Origin of the sequence: Candidatus Puniceispirillum marinum IMCC1322, assembly GCF_000024465.1 — a bacterium.
Lineage (GTDB): Bacteria > Pseudomonadota > Alphaproteobacteria > Puniceispirillales > Puniceispirillaceae > Puniceispirillum > Puniceispirillum marinum.
This window is the reverse complement of the sequence record NC_014010.1, coordinates 929901-946702: the sequence shown is the minus strand read 5'-3', so window position 1 is coordinate 946702 and position 16802 is coordinate 929901. Positions and strand designations below refer to the sequence as shown.

The 16802-nt window shown below is 50.1% G+C and carries 17 protein-coding genes; 11 read left to right on the top strand and 6 right to left on the bottom strand.

Annotated elements, in window-relative coordinates; all coding sequences use genetic code 11:
- Window position 1 precedes the first annotated feature (1 nt).
- Window positions 2-451 (bottom strand): RrF2 family transcriptional regulator, encoded by a 450-nt coding sequence (locus SAR116_RS04585; RefSeq protein ID WP_013045769.1) that lies wholly within the window; start codon window positions 449-451, stop codon window positions 2-4.
- 160 nt (window positions 452-611) lie between these two features.
- Here SAR116_RS04585 and SAR116_RS04580 point away from each other — a divergent pair, with 160 nt between their 5' ends.
- Window positions 612-1058 carry a hypothetical protein gene (locus tag SAR116_RS04580; protein WP_013045768.1) on the top strand — a complete coding sequence of 149 codons (447 nt, stop codon included), beginning with the start codon at window positions 612-614 and terminating at the stop codon, window positions 1056-1058.
- 24 nt (window positions 1059-1082) lie between these two features.
- Here the strand turns inward: SAR116_RS04580 and SAR116_RS04575 are convergent, their stop codons facing one another.
- From SAR116_RS04575 to SAR116_RS04555, 5 genes are all read right to left on the bottom strand, one after another.
- Window positions 1083-1844, bottom strand: a complete 762-nt coding sequence (locus tag SAR116_RS04575; RefSeq protein WP_013045767.1) for an ABC transporter permease — start codon at window positions 1842-1844, stop codon at window positions 1083-1085.
- A 4-nt stretch (window positions 1845-1848) separates the two neighbouring features.
- Window positions 1849-2769, bottom strand: a complete 921-nt coding sequence (locus SAR116_RS04570) for an ABC transporter ATP-binding protein (protein ID WP_238531193.1) — start codon at window positions 2767-2769, stop codon at window positions 1849-1851.
- Between the two features lie 59 nt (window positions 2770-2828).
- The gene (locus SAR116_RS04565) at window positions 2829-3734 is read right to left on the bottom strand and encodes a TauD/TfdA dioxygenase family protein (protein WP_013045765.1); all 906 of its coding nucleotides are present in this window, start codon (window positions 3732-3734) and stop codon (window positions 2829-2831) included.
- A 92-nt stretch (window positions 3735-3826) separates the two neighbouring features.
- On the bottom strand, window positions 3827-5467 hold the full coding sequence (gene glpD, locus SAR116_RS04560; protein ID WP_013045764.1) for a glycerol-3-phosphate dehydrogenase: 1641 nt from the start codon (window positions 5465-5467) through the stop codon (window positions 3827-3829).
- A gap of 29 nt (window positions 5468-5496) precedes the next feature.
- Complete coding sequence (locus tag SAR116_RS04555) at window positions 5497-6267, bottom strand: DeoR/GlpR family DNA-binding transcription regulator (protein ID WP_041861151.1); 771 nt, start codon at window positions 6265-6267, stop codon at window positions 5497-5499.
- A gap of 243 nt (window positions 6268-6510) precedes the next feature.
- Between SAR116_RS04555 and SAR116_RS04550 the strand changes: the two genes are divergently transcribed.
- The 10 genes from SAR116_RS04550 to SAR116_RS04505 all read left to right on the top strand — a co-directional run bounded on the left by SAR116_RS04550 (window position 6511) and on the right by SAR116_RS04505 (window position 16790).
- A complete protein-coding gene (locus SAR116_RS04550; RefSeq protein WP_013045762.1) occupies window positions 6511-8247 on the top strand; it encodes an ABC transporter substrate-binding protein in 1737 nt (578 codons plus the stop codon).
- Between the two features lie 266 nt (window positions 8248-8513).
- Window positions 8514-9581, top strand: a complete 1068-nt coding sequence (locus SAR116_RS04545; RefSeq protein WP_013045761.1) for an ABC transporter ATP-binding protein — start codon at window positions 8514-8516, stop codon at window positions 9579-9581.
- An 8-nt stretch (window positions 9582-9589) separates the two neighbouring features.
- Window positions 9590-10660 (top strand): ABC transporter ATP-binding protein, encoded by a 1071-nt coding sequence (locus SAR116_RS04540; protein WP_013045760.1) that lies wholly within the window; start codon window positions 9590-9592, stop codon window positions 10658-10660.
- A 9-nt stretch (window positions 10661-10669) separates the two neighbouring features.
- Window positions 10670-11533: a carbohydrate ABC transporter permease gene (locus SAR116_RS04535; RefSeq protein ID WP_013045759.1), complete on the top strand. Its 864-nt coding sequence runs from the start codon at window positions 10670-10672 to the stop codon at window positions 11531-11533.
- A 10-nt stretch (window positions 11534-11543) separates the two neighbouring features.
- Window positions 11544-12341 carry a carbohydrate ABC transporter permease gene (locus SAR116_RS04530; RefSeq protein WP_013045758.1) on the top strand — a complete coding sequence of 266 codons (798 nt, stop codon included), beginning with the start codon at window positions 11544-11546 and terminating at the stop codon, window positions 12339-12341.
- Window positions 12341-12619 (top strand): DUF2160 domain-containing protein, encoded by a 279-nt coding sequence (locus tag SAR116_RS04525; RefSeq protein ID WP_013045757.1) that lies wholly within the window; start codon window positions 12341-12343, stop codon window positions 12617-12619. The genes SAR116_RS04530 and SAR116_RS04525 overlap by 1 nt, the downstream gene beginning before the upstream one ends.
- A 24-nt stretch (window positions 12620-12643) precedes the next feature.
- Complete coding sequence (gene glpK, locus SAR116_RS04520; RefSeq protein WP_013045756.1) at window positions 12644-14146, top strand: glycerol kinase GlpK; 1503 nt, start codon at window positions 12644-12646, stop codon at window positions 14144-14146.
- 36 nt (window positions 14147-14182) lie between these two features.
- A complete protein-coding gene (gap, locus tag SAR116_RS04515) occupies window positions 14183-15184 on the top strand; it encodes a type I glyceraldehyde-3-phosphate dehydrogenase (protein ID WP_013045755.1) in 1002 nt (333 codons plus the stop codon).
- Between the two features lie 75 nt (window positions 15185-15259).
- On the top strand, window positions 15260-15655 hold the full coding sequence (locus tag SAR116_RS04510; protein WP_013045754.1) for a BlaI/MecI/CopY family transcriptional regulator: 396 nt from the start codon (window positions 15260-15262) through the stop codon (window positions 15653-15655).
- Complete coding sequence (locus SAR116_RS04505) at window positions 15645-16790, top strand: M56 family metallopeptidase (RefSeq protein ID WP_013045753.1); 1146 nt, start codon at window positions 15645-15647, stop codon at window positions 16788-16790. The genes SAR116_RS04510 and SAR116_RS04505 overlap by 11 nt, the downstream gene beginning before the upstream one ends.
- Window positions 16791-16802: the final 12 nt, after the last annotated feature.

Genomic DNA, 16802 nt, shown 5'->3' with positions numbered 1-16802 from the left:
GCTAGCGCTTATCGGTTCCGGCAAATGCCAATAATGCGCGTAATTCGTCTGGCCTCGATGTAACCTGTGCCAATGTAAAGCGGTCAAGAACAGCGTAAAAGGCATCCAGCGCATCCGCCAGCACGGCTTTGAGCTGGCATTGCGGGATCAGACGGCATCTACCCGCACCACCCTCAAAACAATCCAGAAAAACGCTATCGGCTTCGAGTTGCCGTATCAGATCACCAATATTGATCTGCGCGGCTGGACGGCTGAGCCATAAACCACCAGACCGCCCAGGTTGGCTATTGATAAAGCCAAGTCCAGTTAACCGGTGAATGACCTTTATCAGGTGGTTTTTAGAAATTGATTGCTGTTCTGCGATTTCGGAAATCATGACCCGCCGTTCTGTATTGACGGCAAGGCACATTAAGGCACGCAAGGCATAATCTGTTTGTAACCTGAGTCGCATCTTTTCACCTCTGGCCGTTTTCGGATAGGGTTGTCATTATTTAATGTATTTTAAATACATTTTATTTGGTAAAAATGGTTAATGTCAATAACGCTATAAGAAACCGAACCCCCTAGCCTTAAGACCAAGGGCGTATCAAACATTGCTAAAGGAGGTAGCGATGGCAGAACAAAAGGCGCGCCGCCGTGCTGCGGCATTCTTGACCAGCCAGTATGATGATGACGGCAATGATATTGCCAGAAAAGCAGGTGCCCGTGCTACGGCTATGAAACACAGCTTTCACGCCATCATCATCCAGTCATTTGCGGCTTGTTTAATCGTTATGATGCTGACCTATGTCATGACATTTTGGGCGAATACAGAAGTGCGATTCATGCTGGTGATCGCAATAGGCTTTCTACTGATTTACATAGCCTTGCCACTTTTGATGTTGCGGTTTGAACATGAAAAAAGTCAGACCATAAGGGCATTTCTACGCCGCCGGATCAAAATATGTTATGGCGATGTCACGGGCATGGATATGGTGCTTCAGGTCTGCTTAATCCCGTTTATGTTATGCCTATGTACCATCTTGATCTGTGTGACGCTGGTGATGTTGCGCCCCTAGATACTAGATAAATGCGGATACAGGCTAGTTCTTCAGCCGGTATCCGGTGCGGAACATCCATGAAATAATACCGATACACAGCACGCTGAATAGCCCGATGGCAATCAGGCTTTGTGCCACAGGTACATCCGCAACGCCAAAGAATGACCAGCGGAACCCCGATACCAGATAAACAACCGGATTGAACAGCGTCACTTTTTGCCAGAACACAGGCAGCATATCGATTGAATAGAAGCTACCGCCCAGAAACACCAAAGGCGTGATGATCAGCATCGGCACCAGATTCAATTGTTCAAAACTGCGTGCCCATATGCCCAGAATAAAACCCAGCAGGCTGAATGAAATACAGGTGATCACCAGAAAACTCATCATCCATACTGGATGCAGAATTTTTACCGGCACAAACAGAAATGAAGTGCCCAGAATGATGATACCGATCATCAGGGATTTAGTCGCCGCCGCCCCGACAAAGCCGGTGGTGATTTCCAAAAATGATACAGGCGCCGATAGCGGTTCGTAAATGGTGCCGATGAATTTGGGAAAATAGATGCCGAATGACGCATTCGATATGCTTTGCATCAATACGGACAGCATGATCAGACCGGGTACAATAAAAGCCCCATATTCGACACCGTCGATCGATTCCATCCGTGTGCCTATCGCCGTGCCAAACACGACAAAATATAACACCGTCGAAATCACTGGCGAGATGATGCTTTGCACCAATGTCCTGAATGTGCGCGCCATTTCGAAAAAATAGATGGCTTTTACAGCTTGGAAATTCATGCCTCTAATCCTTTACCAGATCAACGAAGATATCTTCAAGCGAGCTTTGTGCTGTTTGCAAGTCGCGCAAAACAAGGCCAGCGGCTGAAATATCCGAGAGCAGGCTGGTGATACCGGTGCGTTCTGCCTTGGTGTCATAACTATAGATCAAACCGGTTTTATCGTCATTGATGCTAAGATCATAGGCATGCAGGCTATCAGGTATCGCGGTGATCGTGTCCTGAAGCTGAATGTGAAGTTCCTTGGTGCCCATCCGCTTCATCAGGGCATCTTTATCTTCAACCAGCAAAATCTGGCCTTTGGCAATCACCGCCACACGATCGGCAATCGCCTCGGCTTCCTCGATATAATGCGTTGTCAGCAGAATTGTGACGCCTTGCGCTTTCAGATCGGCAACGACATTCCACATATCTTTGCGCAATTCGACATCGACGCCGGCGGTGGGTTCATCCAGAAACAGCACCTTTGGATGATGGCTCAGTGCCTTGGCAATCAACACACGGCGTTTCATGCCGCCGGATAGCTCCTTTATCTGCGTATCGCGCTTATCCCAAAGTGATAATTGCCGCAATACCGTTTCTACGAACCCGGCATCGGGCGGATAGCCAAACAGGCCACGTGAAAAACGCACCGTACTATCGACAGTTTCAAACGGCTCAAGCATGACTTCTTGTGGCACCAGCCCGATCAGAGTCCGCGCCTTGCGATAGTCGGCCACGACGTCATATCCACCAACCTTCACATGACCGCTTGTATGCGATAGCAAGCCACAAATCATTGAAATCAGTGTTGTTTTTCCGGCACCATTTGGCCCCAACAGGGCCAAAATCTCGCCGGCCTTGATATCAAGATCAACTGAATCAAGCGCGATTGTGCCTGAATCATAGGTCTTGTTAAGCTGGGCTACCGAAATGATAGGATCCAACATCGATCTCCTTTAATGATATAATCTAAGACGTATATGGCTATAATTATGCCTGTTAACTAGGCTGGTATATCACCTTTTACAGTCACCCGTCGGCCTTTTCTTTCTTCTGGCCAGTAGTCCCAGATCGCCCTATGCATACAGCAACGATTATCCCAGAATGCCATATCATTTAGCGCCCAGCGGAATCGGATCTGGTAATTGACATGCTCGATATGGGAAAACAGAAAGCCCAGCATAGCATCGCTTTCTGCGGCGCTCAGTTCATTGATCCCTGTGGTAAAGGTACGGTTGATATAAAGCGCCTTGCGTCCGGTCTCGGGATGGGTGCGTACAACTGGATGCGTGGCGACTGGATAGGATATATCCGCATCCTTGCGCCCGCGATCAGCATAACGCCCACGATAGAAATGCTCGGATTCATGCGTTGCGGTTAACCCGTCCAGCATCGCTCGCAGCGTCGGCGACAGATCGTCAAAGGCCGCATACATATCGCTGAACATCGTGTCGCCACCACAAGGTGGCAGGATATGCAATTGCAACAAGGTGCCAAGCGGTGGCTCGGTATCGCATGATACGTCCGAATGCCAATGTTCTCCATTGGCAACTTTAGAATCTTTATGCGCATGAATTTCGAAAATTTCGGGATAGCCTGCCATGGTCGGGGCGGCTGGATGCGCATGCAAGGGGCCAAAGCGTTTGCCAAAATCGATATGCGCTTCAGGGGTGATTTCCCTCTGGTCTTTGAAAAACAGCACCTGATGCGCCAGAAAGGCGTGGTGAATTTCGGCAAATTCTTCGTCATTCACCCCATCGGCGATCTGGATGCCGCGGATCTCTGCGCCCAGATTCGGGGCAAAGGGCGTTACGTCAATATGGCTGTAACGTTGATCGCTGTTTGATTGATCGCTGTCTGGGTGATTGCTAGTTGGGTGATTGCTAGTTGGGTGATTGCTATCTGGCATGGCATGATCCTCTATCTATAATCAAGGCTAGCAGGGTAACGGGTTGCATGGAAGCCCTTTGGCAGCGTTTTAGCTATCAGCCAGTGATTATATTAGCTGTCAGCATAGATTTTAGGCCTGCGGGCATTCTTGCATGTCTTGGTGATAAAGCGATCTATCGCTTTGATCTGTGCATCATCGAGTTTGAGACCCAGCCTTGTGCGCCGCCAGACAAAATCCTCGGCTGATCGAACCCATTCATGCGCGACGCTCCAGGCCAGTTCGACAGCATATATATCCGCCCCGAAATGTGTCCCCAGATCGGCGCGAGTGCCACAGCTAGCCAGCATATCAAATACGTCGGTGCCATAGGCTCGCGCCAGCCGCCGCACATGCTTATCACCCAGAAAGCCATATTTTGTCCCGATCATGGCGCATAGATCATCAAACCCATCAACTGGAAAATCGCCACCAGGCAAAGTCACCCGCGCGGTCCAGTTGCCCGCTGTCCCGTTCAACCCGGGCAGATATGCGGTCAGTTCGGCCATCGCCGATTCCGCCAGCTTGCGATAGGTGGTGATCTTGCCGCCAAATACATTCAACAGCGGTATCTTATCTGCGGCATCGATCCGCAAAACATAATCCCGCGTTGCCGCTGTTGCCGAGGCCGCGCCATCATTATAAAGCGGGCGCACGCCAGCATAGCTCCAGACAACGTCATCATCGCTGATTGTTCGGTTGAAAAAGCCACTGACAAAGTCCAGCAGATAGGTTTGTTCTGCGGGGGTGCAAACGGGCAGTTCGTCAGGATCGTCATGATCGACATCGGTTGTGCCGATCAGCGTGAAATCATCTTCATAGGGAATCGCAAAACAGATGCGCCCATCGGTGCCTTGAAAGAAATAGCAGCGGTCATGATCATACAGCTTGCGGGTGACAATATGGCTACCACGAACCAGCCGCAACCCGTCGGTTGAATTGATCCGTGCGGTATTATTGATGATATGTTCCACCCACGCCCCCCCCGCATTGACCAGCGCTTTCGCGGTAAAGCGCTGACGGGTACCACTATCGCGATCTTCGGTATGGATGATCCAGCCATCAATGCCGCGTTCGGCCAGCGTGACCTTGGTACGTGTCATGATCTGTGCGCCACGTTGTTCGGCATCACGGGCATTCAGCACCACCAGCCGCGAATCCTCGACCCAGCAATCCGAATATTCAAAGGCTTTGGAAAATTTATCATCCAGCGGTGCTCCCGCCGGATCTTGGGTCAGATTAACAGTTCTTGTCGGCGGCAGAATCTTGCGCCCGCCAAGATGATCATAGATGAACAGTCCCAGCCGGATCAGCCAGGCTGGCCGGCGTCCTTTCATCCAGGGCATGATCCCACCCAATAGCGTTGATAGTGGCGTATTTCCTTCAAAGCGCATTTCGGCGTGATAGGGCAGTACAAAGCGCATCGGCCAGCTGATATGTGGCATCGCCGCCAACAGCACTTCGCGTTCGATCAAGGCTTCGCGCACCAGCCTGAATTCGAAAAATTCCAGATAGCGAAGCCCGCCATGAAACAATTTCGTCGATGCCGAAGATGTCGCCGAGGCCAGATCGTTCATTTCGGCCAGACCGACCGCCATGCCGCGTCCTGCGGCATCCCGGGCAATGCCGCATCCATTGATTCCGCCACCTATGACAAATAGGTCGAAATCCACTGTTTTATCGGTGCGGTGCTGTTCTGGCATGTCAGTCATCATAGGGATCCATTACGGGTAAAGCGCTCTGCCTAGTTTGTGTCATTGACGATAATTATCGATGTATTGGCGGCCTCGGCAGCAGCACAGAATGCGTCTGGTGGCCGCGCATCGGTAATGACATAATCAAGTTCCGACACATCACAGATTCGCACCGGTGCGTCACTTTCGAATTTCGAAATATCAGCCACCAGCACTTTGATACGGGCATTACGGATAATGGCGCGCGCCACCGCCACCTCACGATCATCAAAATCCAGCACTGATCCGTCACTATCCAGCGATGACGCGCCGATAACGGCAAAATCGGCTTTATAACGGCCGATGAACTCAACCGCCTGATTACCAACGATGGCGCCATCGCTCTTGCGCACTGCGCCCCCGACCAGAACCAGTTCGCGAAGCTGCGCAGTCAGGAAAATTTGGATCACGTTAATATTATTTGAAATGACCGTTAGATCATTATGCGTGGTCAATGCCTTGGCCACCTGTTCGGTTGTGGTGCCGATATTCAGAAATACCGAACAATTATCGGGGATCAAATGCGCCGCTTGTTTGCCGATCGCGGCTTTCTCGACAGCATAGGACAACCGTCTTTCTTCATAACCCCGGCTTGATGTTGATACCACACGGCGGGCACCACCATGTGTACGCATCGCTAATCCACGGTCGCATAAATCGCCCAGATCACGCCGGACTGTTTGCGCCGTTACATCAAAACGCGCCACTAATTCATCAACGTCAACTTTGCTATTATCGCGGAGTAAGTCGATAATTTCATTTTGTCTTATGTTAAGCGTCATCAAAATCTCCAGACAATAATCATGTAGCGCACCTATATTAAAAACGCACGAAATATTTTCGTTTTGTGCGCGTTTAATCGATAGCGAACATATAACGCGCATCAAATCACTCAATTTTACCGGTAAAATGCCAAAATTTAGTATTTTAACGACTAAATTTTTAGTTTGACATTCGCTTCATGTTCGTATGAAGATTGGAATAAGCCGAATTGATGGCGCTAAAAATGTTAGGGAGGATATAAAATGCGTACATATCTTTTGTCCGCGGTTGCTGCAGCTGTTGCAATAGCCGGGGCATCTTCAGCTATGGCCGACATGGCCGCAGCGAAAAAATGGATCGATGATGAATTTCAGCCATCGACCCTATCAAAAGCCGAACAGGCTGCCGAGATGCAGTGGTTCATTGACGCCGCTTCGCCATTTAATGGCATGGAAATCAATGTTCTGTCTGAAGGCATTCCAACGCACTCATATGAATCTGAAGTGCTGACAAAGGCATTTGAAGACATCACCGGTATTAAGGTGAATCACCAGATTCTTGGTGAGGGTGAAGTTGTGCAGGCTGTGCAGACACAGATGCAAACAAAGCGTAATCTTTATGATGCCTATGTTAATGACTCCGATTTGATCGGTACGCATTCACGTTTGCAGCTGGCCTATAACCTGACTGACTTCATGGCAGGTGACGGTAAAGACGTAACCAATCCTGATCTTGATCTAGGCGATTTCATGGGTACCCAGTTTACCACGGGTCCTGATGGCGATCTGTATCAGCTTCCTGATCAGCAATTCGCGAATCTGTACTGGTTCCGTAAAGACTGGTTTGATCGTCCTGATCTGCAAAAGGCGTTTAAGGCAAAATATGGCTATGATCTAGGCGTACCGGTAAACTGGTCTGCTTACGAAGACATTGCTGAGTTTTTCTCAAAGGACGTCAAGAATATCGATGGCGTTGAAATCTTTGGACACATGGATTACGGCAAGCGTGCGCCTGACTTGGGCTGGCGTATGACTGATGCGTGGCTATCAATGGCAGGTACCGGTTCAAAAGGTGAGCCAAACGGCATTCCGATTGATGAATGGGGTATCCGTATGGAAGCTGGTTCATGTAACCCATCAGGTGCATCTGTTGCCCGTGGTGGTGCTGCGAACGGCCCCGCCGCTGTTTACGCGATCCGTAAATGGGACGAATGGCTTCGCAACTATGCCCCTCCAGGTGCAGCATCATTTGACTTCTATCAGTCATTGCCAGCTCTGAGCCAGGGTAACGTTGCCCAGCAGATCTTCTGGTACACAGCCTTTACCGCCGATATGGTAAAGCCAAAGTCAGAAGGCAATAACACTGTTGACGGTGACGGCAAGCCACTATGGCGCATGGCACCTAGCCCGCACGGTCCATATTGGGAAGAAGGCCAGAAGGTTGGTTATCAGGACGTAGGTTCTTGGACTATCCTCAAGTCAACACCTTTGGATCGTGCCAAGGCGGCATGGCTATACGCTCAGTTTGTTGTCTCAAAGACAGTTGACGTGAAGAAGTCACATGTTGGTCTGACCTTCATTCGTGACAGTACTGTTAATCACCAGTCATTCTCAGAGCGTGCAGAAAATCTTGGTGGTCTGGTAGAATTCTATCGTTCACCTGACCGTGTACGCTGGTCACCAACAGGTATTAACGTTCCTGATTATCCAAAGCTGGCTCAAATCTGGTGGCAACAGATCGGTGACGTGAACTCTGGTGCCTTTACTCCACAGCAAGCTATGGATCGTCTGGCCGAAGAAATGGACATCACAATGGCACGTATGCAGGCAGCTGACGAAGCCGCCAATGTATATGGTGGTTGTGGTCCTCGTCTGAACGAAGAAAAAGACGCGGCCTATTGGTATAAGAATGGTGGTGCTAAGCCACCGCTTGCGAATGAAAAGCCAGCAGGTAAGACTGTCAATTACGATCAGCTTGTTGCACGCTGGGCCAGTAATTAGGGGGCCAGTAACTAAGCCAGTAACTAAGCCAGTAACTAGGCTAGTCTGACTTGTAGCAAAATCATGTTCTAGCGAGCATGAACCATAACTGGGCTGGGGCTCGCGTAGCCCCAGCTTTTCAAGCTTATATGACGCGCATATTCGGTGCTTATTCCTGATAGATTTAAAGTGCTAGAATGCTGATCATAGTGAAATGGCGCCAGTTTCGGATGGTTTGTTGCCGGATCAGGTTGTTTGCCGGATCATGTTGTTTTAAAGGTAGGTCTATGGCCCTCGAATTAAAAAATATCACCAAAAAGGTGGGTGGGCAGATACATATAAAAGATACCAGTCTGGTTCTTGAGACTGGCTATTTTAATGTTTTGCTTGGCAAAACGGGTGCAGGTAAGACATCGCTTATCAAATTGATGGCAGGTTTGGATCGCTGTGCGTCTGGTTCGATTATCATGGACGGACAGGATGTAACGCGTCTCAGCACGCAAAAACGTAATATCAGCTTGGTACATCAGTTCTTTGTGAATTATCCGCATATGACTGTGTTTGATAATATTGCCTCACCACTCAAGGTGGCTGGCATGGCTAAATCCGAAATCCAAGGACGTGTCGAGGATGCGGCAGATATTCTGCAACTGCGCCCGATGCTGTCACGTTATCCGCATGAACTCTCTGGCGGTCAGCAACAGCGTACCGCGCTAGCCCGGGCGATTGCCAAGCAAAGCAATGCAGTGTTTCTTGATGAGCCGCTAGCCAATCTGGATTATAAATTGCGCGAAGAATTACGCGAACAATTACCTGAATTATTTGCTGGTCGGGGTACCGTTGTTGTCTATGCGACCTCCGAGCCTGAAGAAGCCCTTTTGCTTGGTGGTAAAACCGGTTTGGTGCATGATGGCCATGTGACGCAGTTTGGCAATACGGCGGATATTTATCGCCAGCCGATGGATATTGTATCGGCCAGCGTCTTTTCTGACCCGCCTATCAACCAGATCACTGTTACCAAAAAGGGCGCCACATTTAAGCTTGATGCGGCATCTGTTGAATGGACGGCCAACGGCACCACCGCATCACTGTCTGATGGCAGCTATATTATGGCGATCCGTCCTAATAATGTTTTACCTGTTAAAACCAAGGCGGCGACTGTCGCGGTGACAGGCATGATTACGGTGACCGAACTCAGTGGGTCTGAAAGCAGTGCGCATTTCAGTTTCGCAGGTCAGAACTGGGTCTCGCTGGCGCATGGCATCCACCCTTATGAAATTGGCGCGGATCGGACCTTTTACATGGATCCGGCACATTGCTTTTTCTTTTCACCCGATGGCCAGCTGGTGGCATAGGAGATAGTATGGCAAAGATAACCCTCTCAAATCTTCGGCATAGCTATTCACCTGATCCGGCCTCGCGCGATGATTATGCGCTCAAACATATCGATCTTGATTGGAACGATGGGGGTGCTTACGCCCTGCTTGGGCCATCTGGTTGTGGTAAATCAACCTTGCTGAATATTATCTCGGGTCTTCTGACACCGTCTGAAGGGCGTATTCTGTTTGATGGCGTGGATGTTACCGACCTGTCACCTGATCAGCGTAATATCGCCCAGGTTTTCCAGTTTCCGGTAATCTACGACACCATGTCAGTATATGATAATCTGGCCTTTCCGTTGCGCAACCGCGGTGTTGATGCGGCAAAAATCGACCAGCGTGTTCAGGAAATCGCCACTCTGCTTGAGGTACAGGACTTGCTTGGCCGTCGCGCGTCAGGCTTGTCACCTGATAATAAGCAAAAGCTGTCGATGGGGCGTGGTTTGGTGCGCGACAATGTAAATGTTGTGATGTTTGACGAACCATTGACGGTGATTGATCCGCATCTGAAATGGAAATTACGGTCCAAGCTCAAAGAACTGCATCAGCGTGTCAAACTCACCATGATTTATGTCACCCATGACCAGACCGAGGCCTTGACCTTTGCTGATCAGGTTGTGGTTATGGATGAAGGCGAAATTGTCCAGATTGGCACCCCTGTTGAATTGTTTTCCCGTCCGGCGCACACCTTTGTCGGGCATTTCATTGGCTCTCCGGGCATGAATGTCTTGCCTTGTGAAATCCGTGACAAAGGTGCTTTTTTTGAGGGGCATTCTTTGCCGCTTGAAGGCAAGGTACGCGCTGGCATATCGGGTCGCACTGAAATTGGCATTCGTCCCGAATTTGTCTCCATAGGCAAAAAGGGTCTTGAAGCGACCGTTGTCAAAGTGTCCGATGTCGGGCGTCACAGCGTTATTCAGGCGATGGTTGGCGACACGAGATTATCGGCGATCATTGAAAGCGATACTCCCAATCAGGGTGATGTCGTAAAGCTTGCCTTCCAACAGGATCAGACACGCCTTTATTGTGACGGCTGGCTGGCAAGCGAGGTCTAGGAATAGCTTATGAAAACACAAAATCAAAAAGCGTGGTTTTTTGTTCTGCCGGTTCTGCTTCTGGTGGCTTTCAATGCCTTGATACCGATGATGACGGTGGTCAATTATTCGGTGCAGGAAACTTTTGGCAATAATCTGTTTTTCTGGCAGGGGCTGGACTGGTTTGAAAATATTCTGCGGTCTGAACGTTTTCATGCGGCCTTGGGACGCCAGTTTCTGTTCACCGGTCTTATTCTGGTGATTGAGGTGCCACTTGGGGTCGCCATTGCCTTATCAATGCCGCGCAAGGGCATCTGGGTTTCGGTCTGTCTGGTGACGATGGCCTTGCCGATGTTGATTCCGTGGAATGTCGTTGGTGCTATGTGGAATATCTTCACCTTGCCTGACATAGGTCTGGTTGGCTATTTCATGAATGACGTGCTGGGGATCAATTACAATATGACGCAAGACCCGCTTGCCGCCTGGATTACCATCATCGTTATGGATGCGTGGCACTGGACGTCGCTGGTTGTGTTGCTGGCTTATGCGGGGCTGGTATCGATCCCCGAGGCTTATTATCAGGCTGCCAAGATTGATGGCGCCAGTAACTGGGCTATTTTCCGGTTCATTCAGTTGCCTAAAATGAAGACGGTTCTGACCATCGCTATTCTTCTGCGCTTTATGGACAGCTTTAATATCTATACCGAACCTTTCGTTCTGACAGGTGGCGGGCCGGGTAATTCGACCACCTTATTATCGATTGATCTGGTCAAGATTGCGCTTGGTCAGTTCGATCTGGGGCCTGCGGCGGCGATGTCGTTGATCTATTTTGCTATTACCTTGCTGGTCAGCTGGCTGTTCTACACGCTGATGACCAAAGACAATCCGAACTAGGGGGATCAAGATGCAAAAACGCCATATCGTTCCACTGCTCTACATCCTGTTTCTGATGTTGCCAATCTATTGGTTGGTGGCGATGAGCTTCAAGACAACAGGCGAAATCCTATCGGGATTTTCGCTATTCCCCCAGACCTGGACGCTGGATAATTACCGGGTGATCTTTACTGATCCGACCTGGTATTGGGGTTATATCAATTCGATCACCTATGTATCGATCAATACGGTCATTTCGGTGATTGTGGCGTTACCGGCGGCTTATGCTTTCTCGCGGTTTAGCTTCCTTGGTGACAAGCATCTGTTTTTCTGGCTCTTGACCAACCGTATGGCACCGGCGGCGGTGTTTGCCTTGCCGTTTTTCCAGCTATATTCGGCGGTTGGCTTGTTTGATACGCATCTGGCGGTGGCGTTGGCGCATTGCCTGTTCAACATTCCTCTGGCGGTTTGGATTCTCGAAGGCTTTATGCAATCCATTCCCAAAGAGCTTGATGAAACCGCCTATGTTGACGGCTATTCCTTTCCGCGCTTTTTTGTCACCGTCTTCATTCCGACGATCAAGGCGGGCGTTGGTGTGGCGGCATTTTTCTGTTTCATGTTTTCATGGGTTGAACTGTTGCTGGCCAAAACCCTGACGGCGGTGGCGGCCAAGCCGATTGCCGCGACCATGACCAAGACCGCGTCAAGTGCTGGATATGAACTTGGCTTGCTGGCGGCGGCTGGCACCTTGACCATCATTCCGGGGGCGATTGTGATTTATTTTGTCCGCAATTATATCGCCAAGGGTTTTGCGATGGGGAGGGTATAATGCTGAGCTGGATGGCATGGACATTACCGACCGCATTGGTCTTTGTTGGCATTTTCTCGGCGATGGCAGTGCTGATTGTGCTGGAAATCAAATATCCTGGCGGACAGGAACGCAAAGGCGTGCTGGGTCTGACCACCACCCGCGGGGATCGGCTATTCATTTCTTTACTGGGTAGTTCATATATCTTTTTGGCATGGCTTGGATTTGTTGGTACACCTCTATGGTGGCCACTTGCCATATCGATTGTTGCCAGTATTCTGTGTTTCTGGAAAGTCTAGGCGACATGTATAAGGGGGAAATAGATGCAAAAGGATTATATCCTTGCCATTGATCAGGGCACGACTTCAAGCCGTGCGATTATCTTTGATCGTGATCTAAAGCCGCTTACCACCGCCCAGGCTGAATTCACCCAGCATTTTCCGCAATCTGGCTGGGTCGAGCATGACCCCGAAGACCTTTGGTCAACAACCATTGATATGTGCCAGCAGGCGCTCAAAGCTCTGGATATCAACGCCGGCGCTATTGCCGCCATCGGCATCACCAACCAGCGCGAGACCACCCTTGTATGGGATAAACATACTGGCAAGGCGATCTATCCGGCGATTGTCTGGCAGGACCGCCGCACCGCCGATTATTGCCGCGATCTCAAGGCCGCCGGCCATGAAGATATGGTCGCGGGCAAAACTGGCTTATTGCTTGATCCGTATTTTTCGGCGACCAAGCTACACTGGATTTTGACCCATGTTGATGGGGCGATGGCGCGCGCCAAGGCAGGCGATTTGCTGTTTGGCACGGTCGATAGCTATATCATCTGGCGTCTTACCGGGCAGGCGGCGCATGTCACCGATGCCACCAATGCGGCACGCACGATGCTGTATAATATCGCCGAAGGCTGCTGGGATCAGGAGTTGCTGGATTTATTTGAGATCCCCGCGCATATGCTGCCCGAGGTCAAAGACAGTTCAGGCCATTTTGGCACCACACATGATGATTTGTTTGACGGCGCGGCCATTCCCATTCTTGGCGTCGCGGGTGATCAACAGGCAGCCACCGTTGGTCAGGCCTGTTTTCAGCCAGGCATGATTAAATCGACCTATGGCACGGGTTGCTTTGCCTTGATGAACACAGGCGATAAAATCGTCTATTCCTCAAACCGTCTTTTGACCACAATCGCCTATCAGCTTGATGGCAAACCAACCTATGCGCTTGAAGGTTCGATCTTCATCGCTGGTGCTGTTGTGCAATGGCTGCGCGATGGTCTGAAGATCATTTCCTCTGCCTCCGAAACCCAAGCCCTGGCCGAAAGTGCCAGCGATACCGAACAGGTCTATCTGGTGCCGGCCTTTACCGGTCTGGGCGCGCCATACTGGAATGCCGATTGCCGCGGTGCCATATTTGGCCTGACCCGCAATACAGGGCCTGCCGAAATTGCCAAGGCCGCGCTGGAAAGCGTTGCCTATCAGACCCGCGATCTAACCGAAGCGATGAGCGCCGACTGGCATAATACAGGCGAAACGGTTTTGCGTATCGATGGCGGTATGGTTGCCAATAACTGGGCGATGCAGATGCTATCGAACCAGCTTGGCGCGCCGGTGGATCGTCCGGTTATAACCGAAACCACGGCGCTTGGTGCGGCCTATCTGGCTGGACTGGCAGCCGGTATCTGCGCGCCACCAGATGAATTTGCCGCCAGCTGGAAACTGGAAAAACGGTTTGAACCAAACCTTGATCGTGACTATTCTGATACCCTATATGCTGGATGGAAACAGGCGGTTGCCCGCTTGTTGCACGATCCGGAATCCTAAAGCAAATCCCCCACCCCTATCTCAGGAGACTTTAAATTGACTACCAAGGTTGCTATTAACGGTTTCGGTCGCATTGGCCGGAACATCGTGCGTGCGCTTGTCGAATCTGGACGAGATGACATTCAACTTGTTGCCATCAATGATCTGGGCCCTATCGAAACGGGCGCGCATTTGCTACGTTATGATAGCGCTCATGGTCGTTTCAAAGGCGACATCACCGTAGATGGCAATAGCCTTGATTTTGGTCTGGGCAAAATTGCTGTTTCGGCTGAGCGTGATCCCGCCGCCTTGCCGTGGGGCGATGTTGATGTTGTGCTGGAATGCACAGGTGTCTTTACCGCGCGTGACAAGGCTGCAATTCATCTGCAAAGTGGGGCATCGCGCGTGCTTATTTCGGCACCGGGCGCTGATGCGGATAAAACCATCGTCTATGGCGTCAATCATCATACATTGACCGCCGATGATCGTATTATCTCCAACGCGTCTTGCACGACAAACTGTCTGGCACCTGTAGCCAAAGTGTTGCATGACACGGTTGGTATCAAACGTGGTTTCATGACCACAATTCACAGCTATACGGGCGACCAGCCGACCTTGGATGCGTTCCATAATGATCTTTATCGGGCGCGGGCGGCGGCGGTCAATATGATCCCGACCTCAACCGGGGCGGCCAAGGCGGTTGGTCTGGTTCTGCCTGAATTGTCGGGCAAGCTTGATGGTGTTGCCGTGCGCGTGCCAACACCGAATGTATCGGTTGTCGATCTGACCTTCGAGGCTGGCCGCGATACCACCAGTGAAGAAATCAATGATGCCATTGCGGCGGCGGCAAAAGGCGCTATGGCAAATGTGCTTGATTTCACCATGGATAAGGTTGTCTCGATGGACATGAACCATGACCCGCATTCATCGATCTTTGCCGGTGAACAGACCCGGGTGATGGATGGCAATTTTGTTCGTATCCTGACGTGGTATGACAATGAATGGGGTTTTTCAAACCGGATGCTTGATACGGCAGCATGGCTTGGCAAATTGGCCTGATGCCCAAGGCTTTGCAAAGCCGGATTTTTCGTGTTTACTAAGCGAATATGTTAATGGGTATATGAGGAATGTTTGATGCGGCAGAAGAAAAACAGCATGATTTTAACCGAAGTCGAGTTGGAATTTATGAGTGCTGTTTGGCAGATCAATGGGGGTACTGTACGCCAGGTTATGGCACAGCTGGATGCTGACCGTGATCTTGCCTATACTTCGGCATCAACGATTTTGCGTATCCTTGAACAAAAGAATTTTTTAGTGAGTGAACGCTCGGAAAAGTCTTTCATCTATAAACCGCTTATTGAAAAAGAGGACTATCAATCAACCTATTTAATGAATGTGTCGCAAAAGCTTTTTGACAATACACCATCAGCTATGGTGGCGCGTCTTGTCGATGATGAGAACCTGACCGAAGACATGCTTTCTGAAATGCGTGAACTGTTGGATCGGAGGCTTGAAAAAAATGCTAAATGATCTGTTGTTAAATGAACTGGTGGTGAACGCCTATATTGATGCAAATTTGCTACTATTTGTGATTTTTGCCTTATGGTGGCTTGCCGTGCGTATCTTGTCCAGAACCGGGCTTGCGGGGGCTTATGATGCGCAATTGCGCTTACTCAATGGCGTCATGCTGGCAGGGGCTTTATGTCCTGTGGTGATCTATCTTGCTGATGGTATCATTTCCCAATATTCGTTGAATGTCTTTGATCTCATCGTTGCGCATTATCTTGACGGTGATTATGAAATCAAACCATCGACAATGCAGTTGCTGATTGATGCGCCTAGCCATTTTGTCCGTGATTTTGTTGGTCAATCGGGTACCTTCATGGTGACTCTTGCCATGCTTATCACTGCTGGCACAGTCGGTTTTCTGCTCAAAGCCATTATCAATCTGCTGGCATTGCGCCGGGTGTTGCAGGCATGTCATCCGCTACGTACCATAGGCTCGGTCACCTTTCTGATTAGTGATACGGTTCTGGTGCCGTTTTCAACACGCGGTCTGCGGCGGCGTTATATTGTGTTGCCTGAGGTCATGCTTGAAGATATGGCTGATGTCAGAATGGCGATCAGCCACGAGCTTCAGCATTTCCGCCAGCGTGATGTTGAATGGGATATGGCACTGGCCTTTTTACAACCGTTATTCTTCTGGAATCCGGCCTTTTATCTGCTCAGAAAAAATGTAGGGCGGCTCCGGGAAATGGCTTGTGACCAGTCCCTTATCACGCGTCGGCGCTATGATATTCGTGCTTATTGCGAATGTTTGTTGCGCGCGGGTCGTCGTTCAATGATGGTGGGTAATCCGGTGTCAACAATGCGCATGTCAGTCGCTTTTGTTGATATCGATGCCTTGCGTCCGGCGATTAGCAACAGCATGTTACGCCAGCGGATTCTGGCGCTCACTGGCTATGATGGCCGCAAGCATGGCTCGCGCCTGATATATATGCTGATCTTGGTGCCTTTGGTTACATTTACCATGATGAGCGCGGTGATGATGCGCAGTCCGGCTGACTGGAGTCATGATCGTCTCATGCTCTCGACCATTGTGAATCTGGAACGTCTTGAAACACGTAACAGCAATAATCTTATGATGGTCAGGCCACAACAATAAATCATGCCTCGA